The organism is Niveispirillum sp. FG156 (assembly GCF_057809555.1).
This window is the reverse complement of the sequence record NZ_JBMDKE010000015.1, coordinates 106,127-130,456: the sequence shown is the minus strand read 5'-3', so window position 1 is coordinate 130,456 and position 24,330 is coordinate 106,127. Positions and strand designations below refer to the sequence as shown.

16 protein-coding genes are annotated in these 24,330 nt (G+C 66.5%); 2 read left to right on the top strand and 14 right to left on the bottom strand.

What is annotated here, in order from left to right:
- Positions 1–162: 162 nt before the first annotated feature.
- The 4 genes from pbpC to ACODSP_RS11630 form a co-directional block, all read right to left on the bottom strand.
- Positions 163–2,220 carry a penicillin-binding protein 1C gene (pbpC, locus tag ACODSP_RS11645; RefSeq protein WP_488965762.1) on the bottom strand — a complete coding sequence of 686 codons (2,058 nt, stop codon included), beginning with the start codon at positions 2,218–2,220 and terminating at the stop codon, positions 163–165.
- Positions 2,217–7,157: an alpha-2-macroglobulin family protein gene (locus tag ACODSP_RS11640; protein WP_488965761.1), complete on the bottom strand. Its 4,941-nt coding sequence runs from the start codon at positions 7,155–7,157 to the stop codon at positions 2,217–2,219. The genes pbpC and ACODSP_RS11640 overlap by 4 nt, the downstream gene beginning before the upstream one ends.
- A gap of 80 nt (positions 7,158–7,237) precedes the next feature.
- Positions 7,238–8,242, bottom strand: coding sequence for a GGDEF domain-containing protein (locus ACODSP_RS11635; RefSeq protein WP_488965760.1), 1,005 nt, complete (start codon positions 8,240–8,242; stop codon positions 7,238–7,240).
- Positions 8,243–8,351: 109 nt separating this feature from the next.
- Positions 8,352–9,332, bottom strand: a complete 981-nt coding sequence (locus ACODSP_RS11630) for an LLM class flavin-dependent oxidoreductase (RefSeq protein ID WP_488965759.1) — start codon at positions 9,330–9,332, stop codon at positions 8,352–8,354.
- A gap of 193 nt (positions 9,333–9,525) precedes the next feature.
- On the opposite strand from ACODSP_RS11630, the gene ACODSP_RS11625 reads away from it, so the two are divergent.
- Positions 9,526–10,533, top strand: coding sequence for a LacI family DNA-binding transcriptional regulator (locus ACODSP_RS11625; RefSeq protein ID WP_488965758.1), 1,008 nt, complete (start codon positions 9,526–9,528; stop codon positions 10,531–10,533).
- Here the strand turns inward: ACODSP_RS11625 and ACODSP_RS11620 are convergent.
- The 5 genes from ACODSP_RS11620 to ACODSP_RS11600 form a co-directional block, all read right to left on the bottom strand.
- Positions 10,530–11,120, bottom strand: coding sequence for an FMN-binding negative transcriptional regulator (locus ACODSP_RS11620; protein ID WP_488965757.1), 591 nt, complete (start codon positions 11,118–11,120; stop codon positions 10,530–10,532). The genes ACODSP_RS11625 and ACODSP_RS11620 overlap by 4 nt on opposite strands.
- Before the next feature lie 7 nt (positions 11,121–11,127).
- Positions 11,128–12,522, bottom strand: coding sequence for an amidase family protein (locus ACODSP_RS11615; protein WP_488965756.1), 1,395 nt, complete (start codon positions 12,520–12,522; stop codon positions 11,128–11,130).
- Positions 12,519–14,681, bottom strand: a complete 2,163-nt coding sequence (locus ACODSP_RS11610) for a S9 family peptidase (RefSeq protein ID WP_488965755.1) — start codon at positions 14,679–14,681, stop codon at positions 12,519–12,521. Before ACODSP_RS11610 ends, ACODSP_RS11615 begins: the two co-directional genes overlap by 4 nt.
- 22 nt (positions 14,682–14,703) lie before the next feature.
- Positions 14,704–16,929, bottom strand: a complete 2,226-nt coding sequence (locus ACODSP_RS11605; protein WP_488965754.1) for a TonB-dependent receptor — start codon at positions 16,927–16,929, stop codon at positions 14,704–14,706.
- A 262-nt stretch (positions 16,930–17,191) separates the two neighbouring features.
- Positions 17,192–18,151: an alpha/beta hydrolase gene (locus ACODSP_RS11600; protein ID WP_488965753.1), complete on the bottom strand. Its 960-nt coding sequence runs from the start codon at positions 18,149–18,151 to the stop codon at positions 17,192–17,194.
- A gap of 176 nt (positions 18,152–18,327) precedes the next feature.
- On the opposite strand from ACODSP_RS11600, the gene ACODSP_RS11595 reads away from it, so the two are divergent.
- On the top strand, positions 18,328–19,095 hold the full coding sequence (locus tag ACODSP_RS11595; protein ID WP_488965752.1) for an AraC family transcriptional regulator: 768 nt from the start codon (positions 18,328–18,330) through the stop codon (positions 19,093–19,095).
- Positions 19,096–19,102: 7 nt separating this feature from the next.
- Here the strand turns inward: ACODSP_RS11595 and ACODSP_RS11590 are convergent, their stop codons facing one another.
- From ACODSP_RS11590 to araD, 5 genes are read right to left on the bottom strand one after another with little or no spacing between them, the layout of a single operon-like run.
- A complete protein-coding gene (locus tag ACODSP_RS11590; protein WP_488965751.1) occupies positions 19,103–19,852 on the bottom strand; it encodes an SDR family NAD(P)-dependent oxidoreductase in 750 nt (249 codons plus the stop codon).
- Positions 19,849–20,721 (bottom strand): SMP-30/gluconolactonase/LRE family protein, encoded by an 873-nt coding sequence (locus ACODSP_RS11585; RefSeq protein ID WP_488965750.1) that lies wholly within the window; start codon positions 20,719–20,721, stop codon positions 19,849–19,851. The genes ACODSP_RS11590 and ACODSP_RS11585 overlap by 4 nt, the downstream gene beginning before the upstream one ends.
- Complete coding sequence (locus ACODSP_RS11580) at positions 20,718–21,605, bottom strand: aldose 1-epimerase (RefSeq protein ID WP_488965749.1); 888 nt, start codon at positions 21,603–21,605, stop codon at positions 20,718–20,720. The genes ACODSP_RS11585 and ACODSP_RS11580 overlap by 4 nt, the downstream gene beginning before the upstream one ends.
- A 2-nt stretch (positions 21,606–21,607) precedes the next feature.
- Positions 21,608–22,411 carry an HpcH/HpaI aldolase family protein gene (locus ACODSP_RS11575; protein ID WP_488965748.1) on the bottom strand — a complete coding sequence of 268 codons (804 nt, stop codon included), beginning with the start codon at positions 22,409–22,411 and terminating at the stop codon, positions 21,608–21,610.
- A gap of 8 nt (positions 22,412–22,419) precedes the next feature.
- The gene (araD, locus tag ACODSP_RS11570; RefSeq protein WP_488965747.1) at positions 22,420–24,162 is read right to left on the bottom strand and encodes an L-arabinonate dehydratase; all 1,743 of its coding nucleotides are present in this window, start codon (positions 24,160–24,162) and stop codon (positions 22,420–22,422) included.
- Between the last annotated feature and the right edge of the window lie 168 nt (positions 24,163–24,330).

The following is a 24,330-nucleotide window of genomic DNA, read 5'->3' as shown; positions in this document are numbered from 1 at the left end:
GCGGCAGACGCCGCTCTACGCTGGGTCCCGGCTTTCGCCGGGATGACGATAGGGGAATGATTCCAGTCAACGTAAACCCGGTTTAGGCGAAGCCATAATCCGCGCTACGACCCGCCGTTCTCGAAACATCGCCGAAATCATGTTCAACAATGTTTCACAGGGTTAATTTTGCGACGGCCCCGGCACCTGCACGCGGATGGCGGCGCTGGCGCGCTGGCCGGTGCTGTCCATGACGGTCAGGCGGGAAAAGCCGGGGCCGGTTGGGCGCCAGAACCGGCTGTCATCGGGCAGCGGCACATTATCCGCGACCCAGCGGTAAGGCGGCCGCCCACCCGCCGCCGACAGGGAGACGCCATCGGCCAGCGCCTCCACCTCCGCCCCGTCGGGCGGAAACAGGATGCGCAGACGTTCGCCACGCTGCGTCGCCGCCACCGGCCCGCCGCCATCCAGACGGGCCAGACCCGGCGGCGGCGTGGCGCGCAGCAGGGCGTGGTCGGGTTCCGGTGCGGGTCTCGCCGGCCCGTCGGGGGGCAGCAGGTCGAACACCCGGAACATCAACGGGGCCGCCGCCTGCCGTCCCGCCGCTCCGGGCCGGGGGGCACCATCGGCCCGGCCAACCCAGACGGCCACGGTGTAATCGCTGGACACACCGACGGTCCAGGCATCGCGAAAGCCAAAGGAGGTACCGGTCTTGAACGCCACCCGCCGCCGCCCGGCAATCCCCTGCCCCCCGGCCAGACCATCGGGAACGGGACTGTCGCGCAGCACGGCCAGAACCGCCCGCGCCGCCGCCGTTCCCACCAGACGGCCCGTATCGGCAGGTTCCGGCTGATCAATCCGGTATCGTAACGGTCTGGTGACGCCATCATCACCCAGCGCGGAATAGAGCATGGCAAGGTCGGTCAGCCGGATACCAACACCGCCCAGGGCCAGCGGCAATCCCGGCTCCGCTGCCGGCGGCAAGGACAGTTCCGCCCCCGAAATGGTCAACAAGGCCGCCAGCCGCGCCGGCCCCACCCGTTCCAGCACCCGGACGGCGGGGATGTTGAGGGAGCGTTGCAGGGCCTCGCGCGCCGTCACCACCCCGTGGAAGCCATCATCGAAATTACGCGGCAGCCAATCCCCGAACCGCTGCGGGGCATCATCGATAAGGGTGCCGGGATGCAGGGACAGATCATCGAAGGCCAGGGCATAAATGAAGGGTTTCAGCGCCGATCCCGGCGACCGCACGGCCCGTGACAGGTCCAACTGCCGCACACGCCAGTCGCCGCTGCCCAAGTGGGCCAGGATACGGCGGTCCTGGTTGGCGATGACCAGGACGGATAGGTCGCCCCCCGCCTCCATCCGCGCCTGTTCCGCCCGGCCCACGGCCTCCAGCGCGCGTTGCAGGTCGGACCGCACGCCGGTGCGGATGATGGAACCCGGACCTGCGCCGGCAACCAGCCGTTCAGCCAGATGCGGGGCCAGCATGGGCAGGGGCAGCATGATGGTGGGCAGCGGCTCGGCCTTGGCCGCCGTCGCCACATCCGCCGCGATCAGGCCCGCGGCCACGGCCCGGTCCAGCACCTTGGCCCGCGCCGCCTTCGCCGCGTCCGGGTACCGGTCAGGCCGCAGCCTTTCCGGCGATTGCGGCAGCGCCACCAGCAAGGCCGCCTGCGCCGGGGTCAGCCGGTCCGGCTCCCGACCGAACCAGGCCAGCGAGGCGGCCCTCACCCCCTCCAGCGGCCCGCCAAAAGGCGCAAGGCTCATATAGAGCGACAGTACCCCATCCCCGCCCAGCCGGCGGCGCAGCTGCAAGGCCCGCAGCCCCTCACGAACCTTTGCCGACAGGGTGCGCGGCTGCGGCGACAACAGGCGGGCCGCCTGCATGGTCAGGGTGGAGGCACCGGAAATGACCCGCCCATGCCGCACCGCCTGCCCTGCGGCGCGGACGATGGCCAGCGGATCGACACCGGGATGCCAGCCATGGCGGCGATCCTCCACGGCCAGCAGCATGGCCCGGTAAAGCGGATCGACGCGGGTGCTGTCGGTCGCCAGCCGCCACGCCCCCTCTGCCGTGGGAAAGGCGCGCAGCAGCCGGCCCTCGCTGTCCAGCACCTCTGCCGACCGTCCGTCCCAGCGGCCCATATCGGGCGGCAGGGCCAAGTCGGCAGCCACCACCAGCCCGGTCAGGGCCAGCAGGACCGCCGCCAGCACCCGCCGGCGGCGCCCGCTGATCACTCCGCCACCTCAATCCGGCCCATATCCGTCCGGGCCTTCACCTTGGGCACATACATATGCTCTGCCACCACCGCCGGCAGGGCAAAGGACCCCGGCGTCACGGCCCGGACGGCATAGGCCACCCGAAAGCCCCAACGGGGATCGATCTTGAAGCCGGAAATGCCGGCAGCACCCTGTGTCCCCTCCCGGTCGGCGGGCAGGGACAGGGCCGCCACAAACCGGTCGTCGCGCCCCTCGGCAATGTTGGTGCCGGACAGCGCGCCCAACCAGCCATAGCCGGCCTGTTCCGGCTTGATCACGCCCTCGACCTCCAACCCGGCGGGCAGCAGGTCCAGGATGGCATAGTCGCCGGGCACGGCGGCCATGCCGGCATTGCCTTCCACCACCACGATGATGCGGTCATTCTGCTTGATGCTGGCCGGATCGACCGGCTGCCCGTCGGCGGTGTAAAGGCTCTTGCGCAGGGCGATCCCGGCCTCCATGGCGGGCACCGGGTCGACCGGCACGCCCTCCACCGACAAGGTGCGGTAAAGCCCGGTATCGCCCTGGTTGGCCAAGGTCAGGCCGGCGCGCAGCCGGTCCGGGGCGATGCTGGCCGATACCGGATCGCCGGTACCGACGCTGGCCCCGTCCAGGCTGACGGCCAGCTTCGCCCCCTTTGGGGCCAGACCGGCGGCGGCGCGCAGAATCCAGGCCTTTTCCTGGGTGTTCGTCTCCTCCGCGCGGGTATCCAGGACCTGTGCGGTGTCCAGCAGGGCCGGGATCGCCACGCCGCGCCCACCCGCCGCCATCAGGCTGGCGATGGCATAGGTGTCGCGCAGGCGGCTGCCATAGGTGTCGGTGCGGACCGGCAGCTTGGGGCGCTTGCCCGTCCGCCGCGCCATTTCGCGCGCCGCATCCTCCTCCGCCTCCTTCGCGGCCCAATCGGCCAGCTTCTGGCGGGCGGCATCGAACGACTGGCCAGCCCGCGCCCGCTCACCCACCGCGTCCAGCGCCGCCCCCAGATGGGCGGCGGCCAGGGCCTGTTCGGGCATCTTGCTGTCATGGAAATAGCGCAGGTCACCCACATTGGCCTTGCCCTTGCGGGCCAGGACCCAGGCGGCATAGGCCCGCACCGCCGGCGGATAGGATCGGCTGGACGCATCGCCCAGCCATTGGCGGCCCAGCGTCAGCGCGTCCGCCGGGATCACGAAGCCCTGGTCGGAGGCCAGTTCCAGGAAGTCCATGGCAAAGACCGACAGCCAGGGATCGGCGGCGTCGCCATACTGGCCCCACATGCGGAAGCCCCCTTCCGGGTCCTGCATGGACAGGACGCGGTCAATACTGTCCTGCACACGGTCGGCGATGGCCTTGTCCTGCTTGGTGCCCGCCAGCAAGGCCAGATCGTTGAACCAGAGCAGGGGCATAGCCCGGCTCACCGTCTGTTCCAGACAGCCAAACGGATACCGGTCCAGCCACCGCAGCATGCCCGGCACGTCGATCCCCTGCCAGCGGGAGACCGACAGCGACACCGCCTCCGTCCCCGGAACCAGCCCGGTCAGGAGGTCGGCGGGCAAAACGGCGTTCTCTCCCGGCGCCAGGGTCGCCACCATCTCCCGCGTCACGGGCAGTTGCGGCGGGCGTACCTGGATGGGCCAGGACCGTTCCACCTGGAACCCGCCCGGCCCGGCCACCGACAGGGTGACGGTGCCGATGCCGGCTTCGGTCCCATCCAGCGGTACAGTGAAGACCTGCCGCTCCCCCTGGGCCAGGGTGATGGACCGCTCCGTCTCACCGCCCGCCACAGCACCCTTGGCCCCCAGGGCCAGCCGGTAAGAACCTGCCGCCCCTTCCACATTATGGATCAGGATAGTTGCGCGGCCATTGTCCGACGGGGACAGGAAGCGCGGCAGGATCACCTCCGCCACCACGGGATCGCGGACCGTCATCCGCCTTTCCGCCGATCCCAGCTTTTCGGTGTCCCAGGCGACGGCCATCAGGCGCAGTTCGCCCTGGAAATCCGGGATGGTCAGGGGAATATTGGCCTTGCCCGCCGCATCCAGCGCCACGATGCCGGAGAACAGGGCCACGGTGCGGGTCGGCACCACGTCCAGCCCGCGCCCGCCGAAGCCGTCGCCGCCCTGATCATCACCCTGGGCCTGCGCCCGGATCAGGCGGCCATAATCATCGCGCATCGACACGCCCAATTGCCGCTTGGCCAGAAAGTAATCCTGCGGCTTAGGCGTGGCAAAGCGGGTCAGGCCCAGAATGCCCTGATCGACGGCGGCCAGCGTCACATGCGCCTTGGCCCCCGCCCCCTTGACCGCGACGGGAACAATGATGGTCTGGCGTGGCAGCACCTTGTCCGGGGCCGCGATGGCGATATCCAGCGTGCGACGGACTGCATCCATGCCCAGCCAGGCCACGCCCACCGCCCGCACCGGCGCGTGACCCAGCGAAGCGTTGAGCGGACGGTAGAGGGTGACCAGCGCATAGGCGCCCGGCCCCCAATCCGCCCCGACCTTCACATCGACATCGGCACCGCCCGCCGGCACGGCGATGCTGCGCGTCTCATGCACCGTCTCGTTGGCGATAACCAGCAACGCCTCCCCCGCCACCTCGCTGTCGATGCGCAGGCGGGCCGTGTCGCCGGGGGCATAGCCGGCGCGGTCGGCGGCCAGTTTCAGGCGATCGGGACGGTCCGGCCCACTTTCGCCATACCAGCCGCTGGAAAAGGCGACGGAGGTGGCAGCCACGCTGGCGCTGTCCGCCACGATCAGCCGATATCCGCCCCAGGTCACCGCCTGCGACAGAACCGACGGCTTGTCGGCGGCGATGTCGATGGTGCCGCTGGCCACCAGCTTCTCCCGCGGCACCCGCTGATATTTCCAACTTCCCCCGCTGCGGAACCATTGCCAGGTGGAGGTATCCTTGATCAGCCGCCAGGAAAGGCCCTTGGCGGCAACCGGTTTGCCATCGGCATCCACAGCAATCACCTCAAACCCCGCCTTGGCACCTTCCGGCACCGCGTCCTGGAATTGCGGGCGGATGCCGATGGATAGCGGGGTGACGGGGACGGGCACATAGACATGTTCGGCGGTCGCCCGCCCACCCGGTTCGCGGATGGCGACATAGATGTCGGCGCGCAGCGGCCTTGTCCCCGGCACCTGCGCCGGGACCGTACCCGTCACCTGCGTCTTGCCGTCCGCATCCGTCTCCGCCACCGTCAGGTCCACCGGCTCCACATCGAAACTGTCCGCCGGGGTTCCCCATTGGTAACCCTTGTGGTGGGGGAACGGGGCCGGGTCCGGCTCCAGCGTCAGCCGCGCCTCACCCGCCAGGGCGGCACCGGGCGCGCCATACAGGAAGCGGGCACTGACATTCAGGCTCACCGCCTCACCCGGGGACAGCCGGGCCGGCTTGTTGTCGATAACAACGTCAAGGCGTTGCGGCACAAAATCCTGCACCTGGAATCGTACCGATCCGATGGCGGGTCCGGCGGGATCGGCATGGGCCGCCGCCTCCCACTGCCCCCGGTTGGCACTGGCCGGCAGGGTGATGGACAGGTGACCCGCCGCGCCGCCGCCATCCGCCATCTCAAACCGCTGATGCTCCTTGCCGTCGGGTCGCTTCAGCTTGATGGTCAGACGCCGGCCCGGCAGGGCCAGGGCCTGCGGATCGCGCAGCAGACTGGTCAGTTCCACCGTCTCCCCCGGACGGTAGATGCCGCGTTCGGTATAGAGGAAGGCATCCGCCGCCGCCGACGGCTGCCGCCCCTCCACGCCCCGGTCGGACAGGTCGAAACCGGGGCGGCGCAGGTCCAGGAAGTTGAAATCGCCATCCTCGCGATAGGCCATGACCATGACGGGCGCCAGGCCGCCCTCCCCGCGCAGCAGCCCGGCATCGAAATGGAAAAGCCCTTTGCCGTCGCTTTTCGCCTCGGCCAGCACGTCATTGTTGCGGGCGATCAGGGACAGGCGGACGCCAGCGACCGGCTTGGCGCTGGACAGGGACCGCACCGACAGGGTCAGGCCGTCAGCACCCCGAAAACTGGTCAGGCCCAGATCGGACTGCACCACCCACTGCCCGGCCTGGGGTCGGTAATCGTCGGAATAATAGTAGTTATCTTCGCCATCCTGGCGCGGCGCGTCGGGGTTGCTGGCGACCAGCAGGTAGGCGCCGGGTTCGGTCTTGCCGATGGCATCGGCCAGGGGGAACAGGGTGGTGACGGCGCTGTTGCGCGGACCCGTCACGGGCACCTCGCCTTGCCAGACCAGTCGGCCCTCATCCTGCTCCACCTCCTTCGCGCTGTAGGGGTAGAAGCTGCGTTCATCCACAAAATCCTGCCGCATGCGGGCCAGCATGCGGTCGCCGACGCGGTAGAGCTTGATGGCAAGCCGGTCGACATTGACGGTGGTGATCGGCAGGCCGTCGCCCGTTTCACGCGGCAGGATGAAGCCCTGGCCCAGCGCCACCGCCGGCTGCCGGTCGGTCAGGGCCAGTGTCACCGTGGCCGCCGCCTCCAGCGTGCCGGCGCCGCCTCCCGCCGGCAGGCCAGGGCGCAGGGTAGCCTGATACTCCGTGCCGAAGGTCAGGCCCGACAGGCACAGCTTCTCCCGCGCCACGCGGAAGGCTGCGCGCGTGTCAGCCGGCAGCTCGACATAATCGGCGTAATTGACGACACCCGTCTCGTCCAACGGCTTGTTGAAGACAAGACAAGCCTCCGCGACGGTGCCACCGGCCTCAATCGTCACGCGGGTGAAGCGGAAGGCGCGGTCATCCGGGGTCGCGGGCGGCAATGTCCTGGCCGTCACCGGCTGTGTCGCGGTCACCGGTGGCGGGTCCAGCTTCGCCACCATCCTGTCCGCTGGCCGCATCGCCTGCCATCCGGCAAAGCCAATGGCCCCCAAGGACAGCACCGCGATAGCCGTCAGGACGACACGCTTCGACACCGGCATTTTCCCCCTCCCCCAAACACCCGGAAAGGAGAGTGCCAACAGCTTTATGGCAATACAACGGTCAGGGGCGGGCCTATCACTTACGAACGGCGGCTGCGCTTATTCTCATACATGCGCGCATCCGCCTCCCGCAGCGCCTCGTCCGGGTTGGACCGGTGCGGGTCGGCATGGACAACACCGAAGCTGGCACCGGGATAATCGATCACCATCTGGCCCAGATCGTAGCGTCCCTGAACCAGCGGGGCCAGACGGCGACGCGGTGCCTCGTCATTTTCGCCATCGCTGGGGGCCGTCAGGCCGATGACGACAAATTCGTCACCGCCCAGCCGGCCCAGCATGTCGCCCGCGCGCAGCCCCTTGGACAGACGGCGCCCAACCTCCACCAGAAAGACATCGCCCGCATCATGGCCATGGGTGTCATTGATCTTCTTGAACCCGTCCAGGTCGATGAAGACGACCAACACCCGCTGCCCCGTCCGCCGGCCCAGCGCGAACAGCCGCTCCAGTTCCGCCAGTGTGCAGCGGCGATTGGGCAGCCCTGTCAGGGCATCGGTGGCAGACTCCGTCTCCAGCGCCGCATTGGCCTTCTGCAAATCCTCCAGCAGGCGTTCGCGTTCCAGCTGCTGCCCGATCAGGGTGGAGAAAAGCGACAAGGCCTGCTTGCCTTGCGGGGTCAGGGGCTGGCGGTCACTGCTGGCGGCGCAGAGCGTGCCATACAGGTGTTCACTGCCCAGATAGACGGGCGTGCTGGCATAGGTCTGGATGCCCAGCGCCCTAGCCGCGTCGGAATCGCCCCAGCAGGCGGCGACATCCTCCGTGTAAGACCGCCCTTCCTCCAGCGCGCGCTTGCACAGCGTGTCGTCCCAGGGCACGGACAGGCCCTCGGGTATCTGCATCGTGCGGCTGTTGCGGGAAAAGAGGATGGTCTGCATCCCGGCGCCGGTATCGATATGGGTCAGATAGGTGCTTTCCAGACCCGTCACCAGTTCCAGCAGTTCCAGCAGGGGCCGGGTCAGCTGTTCCACGGTGCGGGCGGAACCCAGCGTTTCTGACACTTTGCCAAGGAGGTCGGTTTGCAACGGCATCCCTCAAACATTCTGAAAATCACACCATGATATGCGGATCATTTTGTCGGCGAACAGTGGCGCGCTGACCAGCCCTCTTTTCGGATAGGTCGTAAGACGGCAACCGGTGTCAGCGCATCAGGCCCGCAATGATCTCGAACGAGCGCAGCCTTTTGCTGAAATCGAACATATCCGACACGATCATCAACTCATCCGCCCCGGTCCGTTCCAGCAGCGCATCGACGCCCCGTCGCACGGTCTCCGGTCCTCCGATGATGGAACAGGCCAGCATCTGCTGAACATGCAGCTTCTCACGCGGGGACCAGTAGGTCTCGATATCGGCGATGGGCGGCTGGGTCAGGCGGCGGGTCCCCCTGACCATGTGCGTGAAGGACATCTGCTGCGAGGTGGCGAGGAAACGGGCTTCCTCGTCGCTTTCCGCCGCGATGATATTGACACCGACCAGCGCATGGGGCCGCTGCTGCTGCGCCGATGGCCGGAAACGGTCGCGATAGATGGCCAAGGCCTGATCCAGGGAGCCCGGTGCGAAGTGGGAGGCGAAGCCAAAGGGCAGGCCCAGTTCGGCGGCCAGTTGCGCCCCGAACAGGCTGGAACCCAGAATCCATAGCGGCACTTCCGTGCCGGACCCCGGCACCGCCTCAATCGGCTGTCCCGGCGTTGCCGGCGCCAGATAGGCCTGCAGCTCCAGCACATCGCGGGGGAAATTCTCGGCACTGGCCGGATCACGGCGCAAGGCGCGCAAGGTGTATTGATCCGTCCCCGGCGCACGGCCCAGGCCCAGATCGATGCGGCCCGGAAACAGGGTCGCCAGCGTGCCGAACTGTTCGGCAATCACATAGGGGGAATGGTTGGGCAGCATGATGCCCCCCGCCCCCACCCGGATATGCCGGGTGCCCGCCGCGATATGGGCGATGACCAGGGAGGTCGCCGCCGTCGTCACAGTCGGCATATTGTGATGTTCGGCCACCCACAGGCGCTTATAGCCCTGCTGTTCGGCATGCTGCCCCAGGGTCCGGGCCTCATCCATCGCGTCACGGCGGCTGCCGCCCTCACGCACGCGGCCCAGTTCCAGAATCGAAAAATCAACCAAACCATGTCTCCGGGGCCGCTTGTCCGCCTGGCCCGTCAGGGATCGACCATCGCCACCCATCGGGCAGCCTCGCAAATCCATATAGGGATATTGGTCCGGCGTGACGAGGGGGGTGCGAAGCGCTTGCCAAGCGGGCATGGTTTGATAAGTAGGATAATATCACTCACCCCAGCCAGCGGCGGAACGCGTCATTGTGGATATAACGATCAACGACGTTGCCGAACGGGCGGGTGTTTCCATCCGCACCGTGTCCCGCGTGCTGAACCGGTCCACCAAGGTCAATGCCCTGACGCGTGAGCGCGTGGAAGAGGCGATTGCCGCCCTGGGCTTCCGTCCCAGCGCGCGGGCGCGCGGTCTGGCGACGGGCCGGTCCTTCCTGATCGGCATGGTCCATAATGACCAGAACGCCCTGGTTCTGGACGCGGTACAGCGCGGCATGGTGCATGAGGCAACGCGGCGCGGGTATGAGATCGTGATCCACCCGGCCCCCGCCGGCCATCAGGGGCCGGTGGAAAATGTGCTGGATTTCGTGGGGCGGTCGCGGGTCGATGGGGTCGTCGTGCTATCGCCCGTCTCCACGGTGGCCGGCCTGCCGGAGGCGCTGGCAGCAGCGGACGTGCCGGCCATCGCCCTGTCGCCCACCCCGCTGACCGGTTTCGCCGGCTTCCTGGTCTCCAACGAACGGGCCGGTGCCGCCGATGTGGCACGCCATCTGGTGGGGCTGGGCCATCGCCGCATCGCGCTGGTATCCGGCCCGTCATCCGCGCGGTCGGCCCAGGAGCGGCGGGCCGGCTTCGTGGCGGCCTTGATGGAGGCCGGGTGCGGCCTGATCGGCGAGGTGGAAGGCGATTACGGGTTTGCATCGGGCGTGACCGCCGCCGAGCGGCTGTTGTCGCGGGACCCGATGCCCACCGCCATCTTCGCCGCCAACGACATCATGGCTGCCGGTGTATTGAAGGCCGCCGCCGCGCGCGGGATCGCGGTACCACAAGACCTGTCCGTCGTGGGTTTTGACGGCAGCGTCCTGGCCCAGATGCTGACGCCGGCCCTGACCACGGTCCATCGGCCATTGGGGGAGATGGCGCAACTGGCTACCGCCTGGCTGATCAACATGATTGAGGACATGCCAACGCAAACCGAACTGCACCGGACCCTGACCCTGGTGCCGGGCGAATCCTCCGGCCCCGCACCACGCGGTTAGGGCAGCCGTCCCGGATTGAAGCGCCGCATCCATTCCAGAAGGGCGGGATCGGAGTGGCTGTCCAGGATATGGCGCAGGGTTTCGGGCCGTTCATCCTGACCCAGCTTGAATTTCGCCTTCACACGGGTGACGCGGGCGCGAAAACCGATGATGTGACGGGCCAGCTGCTGATAGCGCGCGCCCAGTTCAGCCGGGTGCCAGGGATGCTCCCGGACATGCTCCAGCCTGTCGGCCAGCAGCTCCAGTGAGGGACCGGTCAGGTCCGGATCAAAGGTGATCTCCGCCCAGATCCGCGCCTGCGCATAGTTCCAGGTCGGACCCCAGTCCCGCCGCCCCGCATGCGATGGCGAGATATAGGCGTCCGGCCCCTTGAACAGGATCAGGGCGCGCGGATCGCGGATCAGCGCCGCGCGCAGCGGATTGGCAAGCGCCAGATGGCCGATAAGTTCGGTCAGTTCACCCGCCGCATCGAACCGCCCCACCAGGGGTAACAGACTGGCCTCTTCCCCGTCGGTGCTGGTCACCCAGGCAAGAGGGAACTGCGCAATCAGGTCCCGCAGATCATCGGCGGCATATTGCTCAAACATGTCCTGCTTACCTGTTCAGGGGCGTTTGCGGCCAGCGCCCGGCCCATGGCTGTGCCTGTTCCAATTCAAAGGCCAGCGCCAGCAACAGTGCCTCCTGCCCCCGGTCAGCGGCGAACATGACACCGATGGGCAGCCCCAGCGCTGTCCAGGACAGGGGTAGGGAGATGGCGGGCGCGCCCGACAGGTTCTGCAACGGCGTGTAATCCAGCCAGCCGAACATCCGCTTCATCAGCACATCCCCCGGCAGGTCGGGCGCCATGAAACCGCGTTCGGGCGGGGGTGCGGCCAGGGTCGGGGTCAGGATGACATCGTAATCCTGGAAGAAGGCCGACAGCCGCTTCGGCAGTTCCGCCACCTGTCCCCAGGCCTGTTCCAGATCGTCGGTAGACAGGGCCTCGGCCATGCGGCCCAGGGCATTGGTCCAGGGTTCGAGCAATTGGTGGGGATCGTCCCCGCGCCCGCGCACGGCATCGACGCAATCGGCACCGATATGGCACCACAAGGTGCGTTCGGCCCGCATCGCGGTCCCGCCATCAAACGGCCAATCGGTGATGGTCACATCATGACCCAGAGCACGACACAGCGCCGCCGCCGCCTCCACCGCCACCTCGCAGGCGGTATCCGGTTGCCTGCCGGACAGTGTCCGGGGCATCAGGGCGATGCGCAGACGCCGGACAGATGGACCCGTCACCGGCGCGGGGCGGGCCGGATGGGCCAGGGCGAAGCCGGCGGCCACGTCGCGCACGCTGCGCGCCATCAGGCTGTCGCCGACCAGCAGATCCTCCACCACATGCCGGGCACGGACCCGGACGGTGGTGCCGCGTCCGGGTTTCAGCCCCACGATGCCGCAGCACGACGCGGGGATACGGATGGACCCGGCCCCGTCACTGCCATGGGCCAGCGGCACCAGACCCGCCGCCACCGCCGCCCCTGCCCCACCACTGGACCCGCCCGGTGAATGGGCATCGGACCAGGGGTTGCGGGTGACGGGGCCGATCAAAGGCTCCGTCACGCCCAGCAGGCCGAATTCCGGCATGGCGCTTTTGCCCACGGGGATCAGCCCCGCCTGATCCAGACGGTGGACATACTCATGCCCCCTGGTGACGGGGGTCAGCGGTTTGGACGCCGATCCGCCCCGGCTGGGCAGACCCGGATAATCCAAACTGTCCTTCAGCAGATAGGGCACGCCGGCAAGAGCATGATCGGGCAGCGGCCCGGCGGCCCGCGCCCGGCCCAGATCGAAGGCCGGGCAACTGACCGATCGCAAGGCAGGGTCCAGCGCCTCAATGCGAAGGATCGCGGCTTCTGTCAGTTCGGGGGCCGAAATCTCGCCCGACCGGACCAGACCCGCCTGGGCATGTGCGTCCAGGCGGCCAATGGCGATGGCATCCGACAGCTTCATTTCAGCCCCTTGCTCCAGATCAGGCTTTGTTCGGCGAAGGCCCAGAACAGGGCCATCTGTCTGAACTGATCCGTCAGGCCCGCCCCCGCCTGATGCCCGGCTTCCATGTCGACATGGAACAGAATGGGTGACGGACCCTTATTATGGTCGCGCAGCGTGACCACCCATTTGCCCGCCTCCCAATAGGAAACACGGTCATCGCGGATGCCCGCCGTGGCCAGCACGGGCGGATAGGTGGCATCGCGCACATTCTCATAGGGGGAGATGGAGGCGATGTAATCATAGGCCTGCGGATCGGCCAGCGGATCGCCCCAGTCGGGGCGGAAGGCGGGGACCAGCGGGTGGTCAGCGTCGCTCATGGTGTTCAGCATGTCGACGAAGGGCACCTGCGCGATCACCCCGCCCCAGAGGTCGGGCCGCAGATTGGTGACCCCACCCATCAGCAGCCCGCCCGCCGACAGGCCATAGGCCACGATGCGGCGGCGGGCCGTGTAGCCCTGGCCAATCAGATGCTCGGCACAGGCGATGAAATCGGTGAAGCTGTTCTTCTTCTTGAAGCGCCGCCCATCCAGAAACCAGCGCCGCCCCTTCTCCGACCCGCCGCGCACATGGGCGATGGCGTAGGTCCAGCCACGGTCCACCAGCGTCAGGGCAGGAATGGAGAACTCCGCCTCCGACGGCACGCCATAGGCACCGTAGGCATAGAGCAGCAGCGGTGCCGATCCGTCCAGTGTCATGCCCTTGCGCATCAGCACCGTCACCGGCACCTGTTCCCCATCGGATGCCGGTGCCATCAGTCGCCGCACCTCATACCGCGCGGGATCAAAGCCCTTACCCGCCGTCTGCTGCTGCACGATGCGACGGGTGCCAGAGGCCATGTCGTAGTCCAGCCACTGGCGCGGGGTGCGCGGGCTTTCATAGATCAGGCGCAGGACGGCGCCGCCCGGTTCCTGCACCGGGGCGAGCGTGATGGCATAGGCCGCTTCATCAAAGGACAGAGCGTTTTCCCGCCCATCGCGGCCCGTGACCACGATCTCCAGCCGGCCCTCCACTCGCTGCAACCGCACGAAATGGTCGCGGAAGGACAGGGTCTCCAGGATATGGCAGCCGGGACGGTGGGGCACCCAGTCGCGCCAATGGGCACGGGCCGGCTGCGTCAGGCTGGCGCGCATCAGCTTGCCATCCAGGGCGCCGTCGGCATCGGTCAGGATGATCAGGTCACCCGCCCATTCCTGCACCCGGTAATGCAGGCCGGGCTGGCGTGGTTCCACCAGCATCGGTTCGGCCAGCGGGTCAGCGGCTGGGATCAGCCGCACCTCATCCACATCCGGCCCCAGGATATGGATCACGACATGACTGTTGGATGCCGTGCGCGACAGGCCCATGAACAGGGCCGGATCGGGTTCGGTATAGACCAGCATATCATCCCCGCCCCGCGCGGGGCGGCGGAACACCTTCACGGGCCGCGACAGGGGATCGCGCCAGATCCAGAACACATATTGGCTGTCGGGGGAGAAGGCGATGCCGTGCCAGCCATAGGCATCGGCATTGGGTGTCGTGCTGACCGCACCGGTTTCCAGATCACGCACGCAGATGCGGTGACGGTCCCCGCCCTCCACATCCTCCGCCCACATGAACAGCCTGTGGTCGGGGCTGTGTTCGGCCTCCGTCACCCGGAAATAGGCATGGCCACTGGCCCGTTCCTGCCCATCCAGTAGAACCTGTTCGGCACCGCCGCCGCGCGGACGGCGGGCATAGACTTTGTGATCCTGCCCGGCCCGGACATAGGTGTAATAATCCCATGGCCCGTCGGGCACGGGCGGTGCCGCCTGTTCCGCGCCGGTAAGGGCCTGCATCGCCGCTACGATATCGCTCTGTACCCGAACCGTGAGGGCCAGCATGGCGTCGGCATAGCGGTTTTCCGCATCCAGATGGGCGCGGATTTCCGGGTCCATCAGGCTGGTATCGCGGGAAACCCTGGCCCAGTTGGGATCGCGCAGCCAGGCGTAATTGTCGATACGGGTACGGCCCAGTTGGACGATGCGTTTGGGCCGTTTCGGTGGGCGCGGCGGGGACGGGGGACCGTCCGCCGCGACGCCCGGCAGGGGGAGCAGGGCGACGCCGGCCGCCATCAGGAAGGAACGACGCTGCATCATCATGCTCCCCTATCCGCCTTTCCGCTTACATCGTCCAGTGCAGCGTGACACCGTAGGTGCGGGGCCGCACCAGACCCTGGCTCAGGCCATTGGCCTCCGGCAGGGTACGGGTCACACCGCGCTTGTCGGTGATATTGTTGGCGAAGACTGTCGCCTTGGTCGTGCCGAAAGTGGCACCAAGACGCAGGTCGAACAGGTTATAGCCACCCTGCCCGTTCACCGCGACGCCCGGAACAGCGGAGTTCATGTCACTGATCCCCTTGGACAGGTAGCGATGGGCGAAGGTGACGGTCGGATCGTAATCCGCATCAAATGTGTAGATGGCGGTATTGGCAATGGACCAGTCCGACGAGCCGGCCAGACGCGAGCCCTTGGGCGCGGTGCCGTACCAGAGGATGAAGAGGTCCTCATCCAGCCGGGCCTTCATGTAGGTGACGCTGCTCTGGATATCCAGGTTGGCCGTCGCCTGCCAGGTGGCCGACATTTCCAGCCCCTTGATGGAGGCGGCGGCCCCGTTGGAGGCATAGTTGAAATTGTCGGGCGTCAGCAGACGCAACTGGATATCGGTCCAGTCGACATAGAAGGCGGTGGCGTCCAACAGCAACTGCCCATCGGCCAGGGTGGCGCGCAGGCCCGCCTCGTAGTTCTTCAGGCTGTCGCTTTTCGATCCGCTGGGGATCGGGAAAGCGGACAGGCCGGACCCGTTGGGTGTGCCGAAACGGAAACCCTCTGAATAGAGACCATAGACCATCAGCGTTTCGCTGGGCTTGTAGGTGATGGACAGCTTAGGCGAGAAGCCGTCTTCCTTGGTCTGGGTGCGTTCCACCAGCGGATTGCCGGGGTAGGTGGAGAAGCCGATTGTGGTGGAGGTGCTGGTCACCTCCATCTTGAACAGACGGCCACCCGCCGTGACCTTCAGTTCCGGGGTGATGGAATAGGAGGCTTCACCAAACAGGGCGCTCTCCTCCCCCTTCAGGTCGGTGTAGAAGGCGTTGAAGATGCTGCCATCGGGCGCGATGATCGCGCCCTTGCCGGGGCCATATTTGGGCGAGGCATCGAAGGCGGCGGCGGCACCATTGGCACCCAGCTGTTCATAAAGATGCTTGTCACTTTCGAAATACATGGACCCCAGCAGCCATTCAAAGGCGCCATCGCCGTTGGACGCCAGACGCAGCTCGGCTGACTTGCCGTCGCTGTCACCGCCCGACCGCACATAAAGCGGGTTGGTGATGTTCAGGCCCAGATCGGCATTATAGGCGGCGCGATAGGGGGTGAAGTCGAAGACAAAGCCCTGGTTCTTCTTCTGATAGGCACCCAGCGCCGTCAGGGTCGCAAAGCCCAGATCGCGGTCCAGGCGCAGGCTGTGGATTTCCACATCGGTGTCGTTGGTTTCCGGCAGGGCGCTGGAACGACCGAAGCTGCCATAGGTCGGGTTGCGGTAGGGCGCATCATCCGCCGCCGTCTTCTGATAAAGGCTGAGCCAGGAAACCTCCGTCAGGTCATCGGGCGTCCAGACAACCGACAGGCGGCCACCGCCGACATCGATATCGCTGGAGCCCTTTTCCCCCGTGCCGGCATTGTCCAAATAACCCGGATCGCGGCGGAAGGTGCCGACGGCGCGCACTGCCAGCTTATCCTCCACCAGCGGCATGTTCAGCATGGCCTTGCCGGTCCAGCCGATATCGGCGTTGCGGGTACGCGACAATGTGGTTTCGATGGCGGCGTCCGCCTTCGTGGCATCGGCCTTGTTGGCGATATAGTTGACGGCACCACCCATGGAAGCCGACCCGAACAGCGACCCCTGCGGCCCGCGCATCACCTCCACCCGGTCCACATCGAAGGCGTCGATATCGGGGATGACGATGGTCCAGCCGGGTTCAGTCAGCGGGACCTCATTGATGTAATAGCCCGTGGTGCCCTGCCCCTGCACATTGCCGGAATTGGTGGCGACACCACGGATCACGACATGCGACGTGCCGGGTTGGAACTCATTGAACACAACGCCGGGCGTGCGCTGGATATAGTCGGCGAAGCTCTGCGCGCCGATGGCTTCCAGCTGCTTGCCGGATACGGCGGAAACGGAGCCGGAAACGTCGCGCACGCTCTGCTGCCGCTTGGTGGCGGTGACGATGATTTCTTCCAGCAGAATGCTTTTATCGGTGGTGGCTGCCTCCTGTGCTGTCGCCGCCAGGGGCGCCAGCGCAGCGGTGCAGGATAGGATGAGGGTGCGGTACCAATGGCTATTGGTCATGTCGAGGATCCCTGTTCTGTTCATGGTCAGGGCCGTAGCCGGCCTCTCTTCATGGTTCAGCCTATGCCCTTCCCGGCGGCCCGGCACACCCGCGTAGGTCATTTACTCTCGCGTTTGGGCCAATTGGGAAACATCTGTATCGGGCCGCCACATGGCGTTGCAGCATGCAGATGCCCTCGCCGGTCGCAGGGCGACAGGATTGATAAAGCTGTGGTTTCACCAGATGCCATGCCGGATGGTGACATCCCCCTGCTGCAACGCGTCAGGACCTTTGCAGGTGCCGGGACAGCCAGGCCGACGCCTCTGTGAAGGCACGGTCGGCCAGCGGGGAAATGGAAACCGCCTCCAGGAAACTGTGGCTGGCGCCATCATAGAGGCTGGCACTGACCGGCACACCAGCACTACGGAGCAAAGCTGCCATGGCCAGATTGCCATCCACCAGGATGTCGCAAGCTGCGATGCACAGAAAGGCGGGCGGCAGGCCCGACAGATCGGCCCGCAGCGGCGCCGCCAGCGGGTTGTCATAATCCGCCGCCCCGCGCAGATAGGCATCCCAGAACACCACCATTTCGGCACTGTTCAGCATATAGCAATCCGAACCATACCGTTCGTGCGACGCCGTGACGGCATGATCGAAGGCACCATAATTCAGGACCATGGCATCCAGAACCGGCTTGCCCTGCCGCCGCAGCATCAGATTGGCGGCCACCGCCATATTGGCACCGGCACTGTCGCCACCGATGGCGATGCGGGCGGGGTCAAGGCCGGGTCCGGCGGCACCGGCGCGGACCGCGTCCACCACCTCCACAATCTCTTCCAGCGCGGTCGGGAACTTCGCCTCCGGCGACAGGCTGTAATCCACGCCGATGACGGCAATACCGGCCCGGGCCGCATATTCGCGCATCAGCCGGTCATGCGTATCCAGGCTGAACAGCATCCAGCCGCCGCCATGGATATAAAGCATGACGGGGAGGTCGCTACCGATGGACGGTTCATGGATGCGTGCGCGCACACCGCGATCCCCCAGACGCATTTCCCGCGTCCGGGCCATGACCGGGCCGCCCTTTGTCCAGGGTGCCCGCACCGTTTCCGCCACCTGCCGCCGGTCGGCCAGCGTCTGCCCCGGCAGCGCCGGGTGAGCGGCATAGCCGCTACTGATGGCCTGATGGAAACGACGGATATCGGGGTCCAGATCCTCGGCGGCCTTGATCACTTCACTCACAAACCAAACTCCCGGCTATCGGCATGGGCCGAATGCTACGGGAGGCGGCGGCACCCCTGCTTGCCGGAGCGGGCCAATCATTGATGCAAATGGGCCGTTCAAGCCCTGTGAGCTTGACCCGGAAGCCACGATCCCCATTCTTCTACCGTGTCCGGGCCATCATTCAGGGAAGGAAGATGAAACGCAGTGCCGATTATCTGACCACGCAGCGGCCCGTGATCGCGCTGCAGGACGAATATCCCGCCGGTTTCGTCGATCCTTTCCACAGCCATCAGCACACCCAGCTGCTGTACGCGTCTGCCGGCGTGATGTCGGTGGTGACCGACCGCACGTCCTTCGTGCTGCCGCCGCAACGCGCCCTCTGGCTGCCGGCGGGCACACCGCATGAAGTGTCCTGCCGGGGACCGGTATCGCTGCGCACCCTTTATATCGACCCGGCGCGCGACCGGCAGACGGACGGATGCCGGGTGATCGAGGTGTCGGATTTCCTGCGCGCCCTGATCCTGGAAACTGCCGGCTTTCCGCCCGATTATGATCTGGAGGGCCGGGAGGGGCGGATCGTCGCCCTGCTTCTGGACGAGATCGAGCGGATGCCCAACGCGCCCTATGAGGTGCGGATGCCCGTGAATGAACGGCTGCTGCGTGTCTGTCGCGCCATCCTGACCGAACCCGCCGACAACCGCGACCTGGATGATTGGGCACGGCTGGCGGGGATGAGCCGCCGCACCTTCACCCGCCTGTTCAAGCAGGAGACGGGCATGGGTGTCGCTGTCTGGCGACAGCAGGTGCGGCTGATGGAGGCGCTGTCGCTGCTGGCCAGCGGGCGGCCCGTGACGCTGGTCGCCTTCGATGTCGGGTATGACAGCCCCAGCGCCTTCACGGCCATGTTCCACCGCACCTTCGGCGTACCACCCAGCCTGTACCAGATGCGCGAAGGACCCTGACGGCGGATCAGTTCTGCGTCAGGCCCGCATCGACGATGAAATTGGCACCCGTGCAGCCGGCACTTTCATCGGATGCCAGGAACAGGGCCATGCGGGCCACATGATCCGCCGTCAGGCGGAATTTCAGGGCCTGCAGGTCGATGAATTGCTGGTTCAGCTCAGGCGTCAGCCACAGGGCCGACTGACGGTCAGTCAGGACTGCGCCCGGCACGATGCAATTCACCCGCACGCCCCCCGGCCCATATTCGCGGGCCAGCGTCCGGGTCAGGCCGTTGATGGCGGCCTTCGACGTCGTATAGCTGACCATGCCGGGCCGCCCGCGCATCCAGGAGATGCTGCCCAGCATGATGATCGCCCCCTGCCCGCGCGCCATCATGGCGGGGGCGGCGGCCTGACTGGCGAAGAACTGATGATCCAGGTTCAAGGACAGCATGCGGCGCCAGCTTTCGGGCTCCACCTCCCCCACCACCTGCCGGTCATCCTTGCCGGCATTGTTGATCAACACCCCGATCCCACCGCTGGCCTGTTCGATATCGGCGATGGCGGCGCGCAGGGCGGCAATATCGGTGATGTCGCAGGGCACGAAACGGGCGCCGGTACGGTCCGCCATGGCCGCCCCGGCATGGACGTCGATATCGATGAAGCTGACCCGTGCGCCCTGCGCCGCGAACGCCTCCACCATCGCCCCGCCGATGCCCGATGCGCCGCCAGTGATCAGGACGGAACGGCCTTCCAGGCTGTGATAGCGCACGTTCATGGCAGGCTCTCCGGGTTACAAAGTGTATTGGACAGGCCGGGAACATCGACCGGCATGGCGAACAGCGCGCCATCCATCGGCCCCTCAAAGCCGGCGGCCACACTGGTGACATACAGGGTCTTGGCGTCCGGGCCACCGAAACACGGCATGGTGGGGCAACGGGCCGGGGTGCGGTATTCCGCCATCAAGCGACCATCGGGATCATAACGCTGCACCCGCCCGCCCGCATAAAGGGCGGTCCAGTAACAGCCATCCGCATCCACCGCCGCCCCGTCGGGGCGTCCCCGGTCCGGGGCATCGGGGTCCAGTTGTGCGAACAGGCGCCTGTTGGCGACCTGACCACTGGCCGGGTCGTAATCATAGGCATGGATGGCGAAACGCGGCGTGTCGGAATGGTAGAGCGTGCGCCCATCGGGGGAGAAGGCCAGCCCGTTGGAGGTCAACAGGCCGCCGAACAGCAGACGCAAGCCCCCCTTTTCCAGACGGTAGAGACCGCCGCGCGAACCGGATTTCGGTTCATCAATGGTGCCGATGATCAGATGTCCCGCCGGATCGACGCGGCCATCATTGAAACGGGTATCGGCGGGATCGGTCGGGTTGGCGGCCAGCATCGGCCCCACCGTCCCATCAGCATCCAGCCGGTAGATGCCTGTCCGCATCCCGGCGACATAGCCGCCACCGGCCAGCGGTACGACACAGCCGGGATGTTCGGGCAGGTCCAGGCTGGACAGGGTCCCGTCGGCAGGGTGGTAGCGGTGAAGCTGCCGTCCCTGAATATCGACGAAGGACAGGACACCCGTCCCCCCATCCCAGACGGGACATTCCCCCAGCCGGGTACGCAGGGGAAGCACAGGGGTAAATTCACTCATGCCAAAGGCTCCGCATTGATACGAACCACCCCGGACAGGCTGGCACCGGGGGCCAGGATGGCCATGGGCGGCAGTTCGGGCTGGTTCAGGGCATTGGCGCCGTGGGTCACCGGCTCCACCGCGAAAAAGTCACGGCCCGCCGGGGTATAGACCCGCAAGGTGCCGAAAATCCGGTCTGCCCGCAGACTGACCAGCAGGCCGGGCACCGATCCGGTCATATGGGCGATGCCGGCCCAGCCGGGGAAATCACCATCCACGACGCTGTCATCCAGGTGCCGTCCGTGGCGGAAATCAGGGTCCGGCGGCATGATCACCCTTTCCGGCAATCCATCGGCCCCGCTGCGCCAATAGGACAGGGACGAAAAGCGCAGCATCGTTCCGGCACCCCGCCGGAAGAACGGGTGCAGGCCCATGCCAGCCGGGGCCATGCCTGGACTGTCATTGGTCAGGTCCAGACCGATTTCCAGGCCGGTATCGTCCAGCCGATACGCCATCCGCGCGGTGAAGGCATAGGGCCAGTCGCCCTGCCCGTCCGTTGCCGGCTGGTGCGACAGACGCAGACGGACATGGGTATCGGACTGTTCATCCACCACCCATTCACGCTGCCAGCCCAGCCCATGCAGCGGGTGGGTGATGTCGGGCGTGTTGCGCAGGACGTGGTGCCAGCGACCAGCGAACAGAAAACGGCCATCGGCGATGCGGTTGGCATAGGGCAGCATAGGATAGCAGGCGGTGCGCCGCACCTGCCCGGTCGCCACGGCATCGGCAGGCGTGGGCCGCATGATATCGGCGCCATCACGCGACAGCGACAGAAGCGCACCACCAATGGCGGGCGCCACTTCCGCCCGCATGCCGCCCGCCGCCAGCGTGATGACCGCCGCCATGGTCAGTAGGGACCTGTGATGACCGGGGCCGTCGGTGCCTGTCCGCACAGCGCCGCCTGCCATTCAACGGCGCGGCCCGTCATCATGGCAATGTCCGACGCTACGGCGGCGAAGCTGTAGCCGTAGGTGACGAAGCGCCCCACCATCTCCGGATTGGGCCCGACAATGCCGATCGGCTTGCCCGCCTGTTTGGCCAGGGTTGCGGCTTCCGCGATCTTGGCCTGCACCGCCTCGTGCCCCACCTGCCCGATCATGCCCATGGCGGCGGACAGGTCGCCCGGCCCCAGGAACAGGGCATCGACACCGGGCACGGCGGCGATTTCCGCCACGCGCGAGACAGCCCCCGGCGTTTCCAGCTGCACGATGACCGCAACCTCGTCATTGGCGCGCTTCAGATAGTCGGGCACGCGGCCATAGCGTGACCCGCGATGCACCGCCGCCACCCCGCGCACGCCATCGGGCGGATAGCGGGTGTAGGAGACGGCGGCCCGCGCTTCGTCTGCATTCTCCACAAAGGGCAGCATGACGGTGCGGGCACCGGCATCCATCACCCGCTTCACCAGCACCTGATCATTCCAGGCCAGCCGCACGATGGCCTGCGCCGGTGTGCATTCGATGGCGCGCAACAGGTTGGCGAGGTCCGGCATCTCAATGGGCACATGCTCCATATCCACGACCAGGAAGTCGAAGCCGCAATGGCCCATCGCCTCCGCCGTGCTGGGCGCGCCGGACATCAGCCAGGTGCCCGTCAGCAGGCGGGACGTATCGGCCATTTGCCGCTTTAGCGGGTTCAGGGGTTCGTGCATCGGGTTCCTCAATAGATCGGCGGTTCCGGAACCTTGGCGGTACCGGCCAGGAAATCGAAGTCGCAGCCCTGCGGCGCCTGGGTCACATGCGCCTTATACAAAGCCGCGTAGGAGCGTTCATAGAGATTGGCGGGCGGCGTCCAGGCCGCACGGCGGCGGGCCAGTTCGTCTTCATCCACCAGCATGTCGAGCGTGCCGGCCACGGCATCCAGCCGGATCAGGTCTCCCGTCCGGACCAGCGCCAGAGGGCCACCCACCGCCGCCTCCGGTGCCGCATGCACGATGCAGGCACCGTAATGGGTGCCCGACATGCGGGCATCGGAAATGCGCACCATGTCGCGCACGCCCTGGGCCAGCAGCTTCTTCGGGATGGGCAGATTGCCCCATTCCGGCATGCCGGGCGCACCCACCGGTCCGCCATGGCGCAGGATGATGACGCTGTCGGCATCGACATCCAGGGCCGGATCATCAATGGCGGCCAGCATCTGGGCATTGCTGTCGAACACGATAGCCTTACCCGTATGGCGCAGCAGGCGGGGATCGGCAGCCGATGATTTCATCACCGCCCCATCGGGGCAGAGATTGCCGCGCAGCAGCGCCAGGGTGGCCCCGCGTTCCAGGGGCACCACGGGGTTGGACGCGTCGCGGATAACATCGTCATCATAGCATTCGGCTTCCGCAATCTCCTGCCCCAGGGTCCGGCCCGTGACCGTCAGGCAATCCAGCGACAGGTGGTCCCGCAGCTTCCACAGCAGCGCCCGCATGCCGCCCGCGAAGAAGAAATCCTCCATCAGGGCATTGCCCGACGGGAACAGATTGGCGCAGACGGGGATGCGTTTGGCGGCGTCGGACAGATCATCCAGCGACAGCGCCACCCCGGCGCGGCCCGCCATGGCCATCATGTGCACGGCGGCGTTGGTCGATCCGCCCAGCGCCATATAGGCGGTAACACCATTCAGGAAGGCATCTCGGGTCAATATCTTCTGTGGCGTCAGATCGTCGGCCACCATCGCCACGATCCGTTCACCGCAGAGGGACGCCATGCGGCGATGGCCGCTATCGACCGCAGGGATGGAGGATGCGCCCGGCAGCATCATGCCCATGGCGTCGGCGATGCCCGTCATGGTCGATGCCGTACCCATGGTGTTGCAGGTGCCGATGGACCGCGTCATCCGCGATTCCAGGTCCAGCCAATCCGTCGGCGTGATGTTTCCGGCCCGCAGCTCATCCCAATATTTCTTGGTATGGGTACCCGCCCCCGTCTTTGTACCGCGCCATTGCCCATTGGCCATCGGGCCGGCAGGGCAATAGATGGCCGGCAGCCCGGCACTGATCGCCCCCATCAAAAGCCCCGGCGTGGACTTGTCGCACCCGCCCAGCAGCACGGCCCCGTCAATGGGGTGGGAGCGCAAAAGCTCCTCCACCTCCATGGCCAGGAAGTTGCGGTAGAGCATGGTGGTGGGCTTCACCATCACCTCCCCCACGCTGAGCGCCGGCAGTTCCACCGGATAGCCGCCGGCCCGCAGCACCCCGCGCTTCACGGCGTCGGCCACATCGCGCAAATGGATGTGGCAGGGGCTCATCTCGCTCCAGGTGTTCACGATGGCGATCACCGGGCGGTCCATGAACTCTTCCCGCCGCAGCCCCATCTGCTGCGTCCGCTGCCGGTGGGCGAAGCCGCGCATGTCGGGGGACGCGAACCAGCGGGCGCTGCGCAAGGGGCGTTTCGGGTCGGATGGCGGGTTCGTCATGTCACCAGCTCTTATATAAGACCAATGACAGATGGGGCGCTTTTCGGGGCAAAGTCAATGCGAAAATCGGCGGAATACCGCCATTCCTGAAAATCATCAAAAACCCATCTTGCCAAGCGCCAAACGTTGTGGGCTTATGTGTCTTATATAAGACTTCACAGTTCAAAC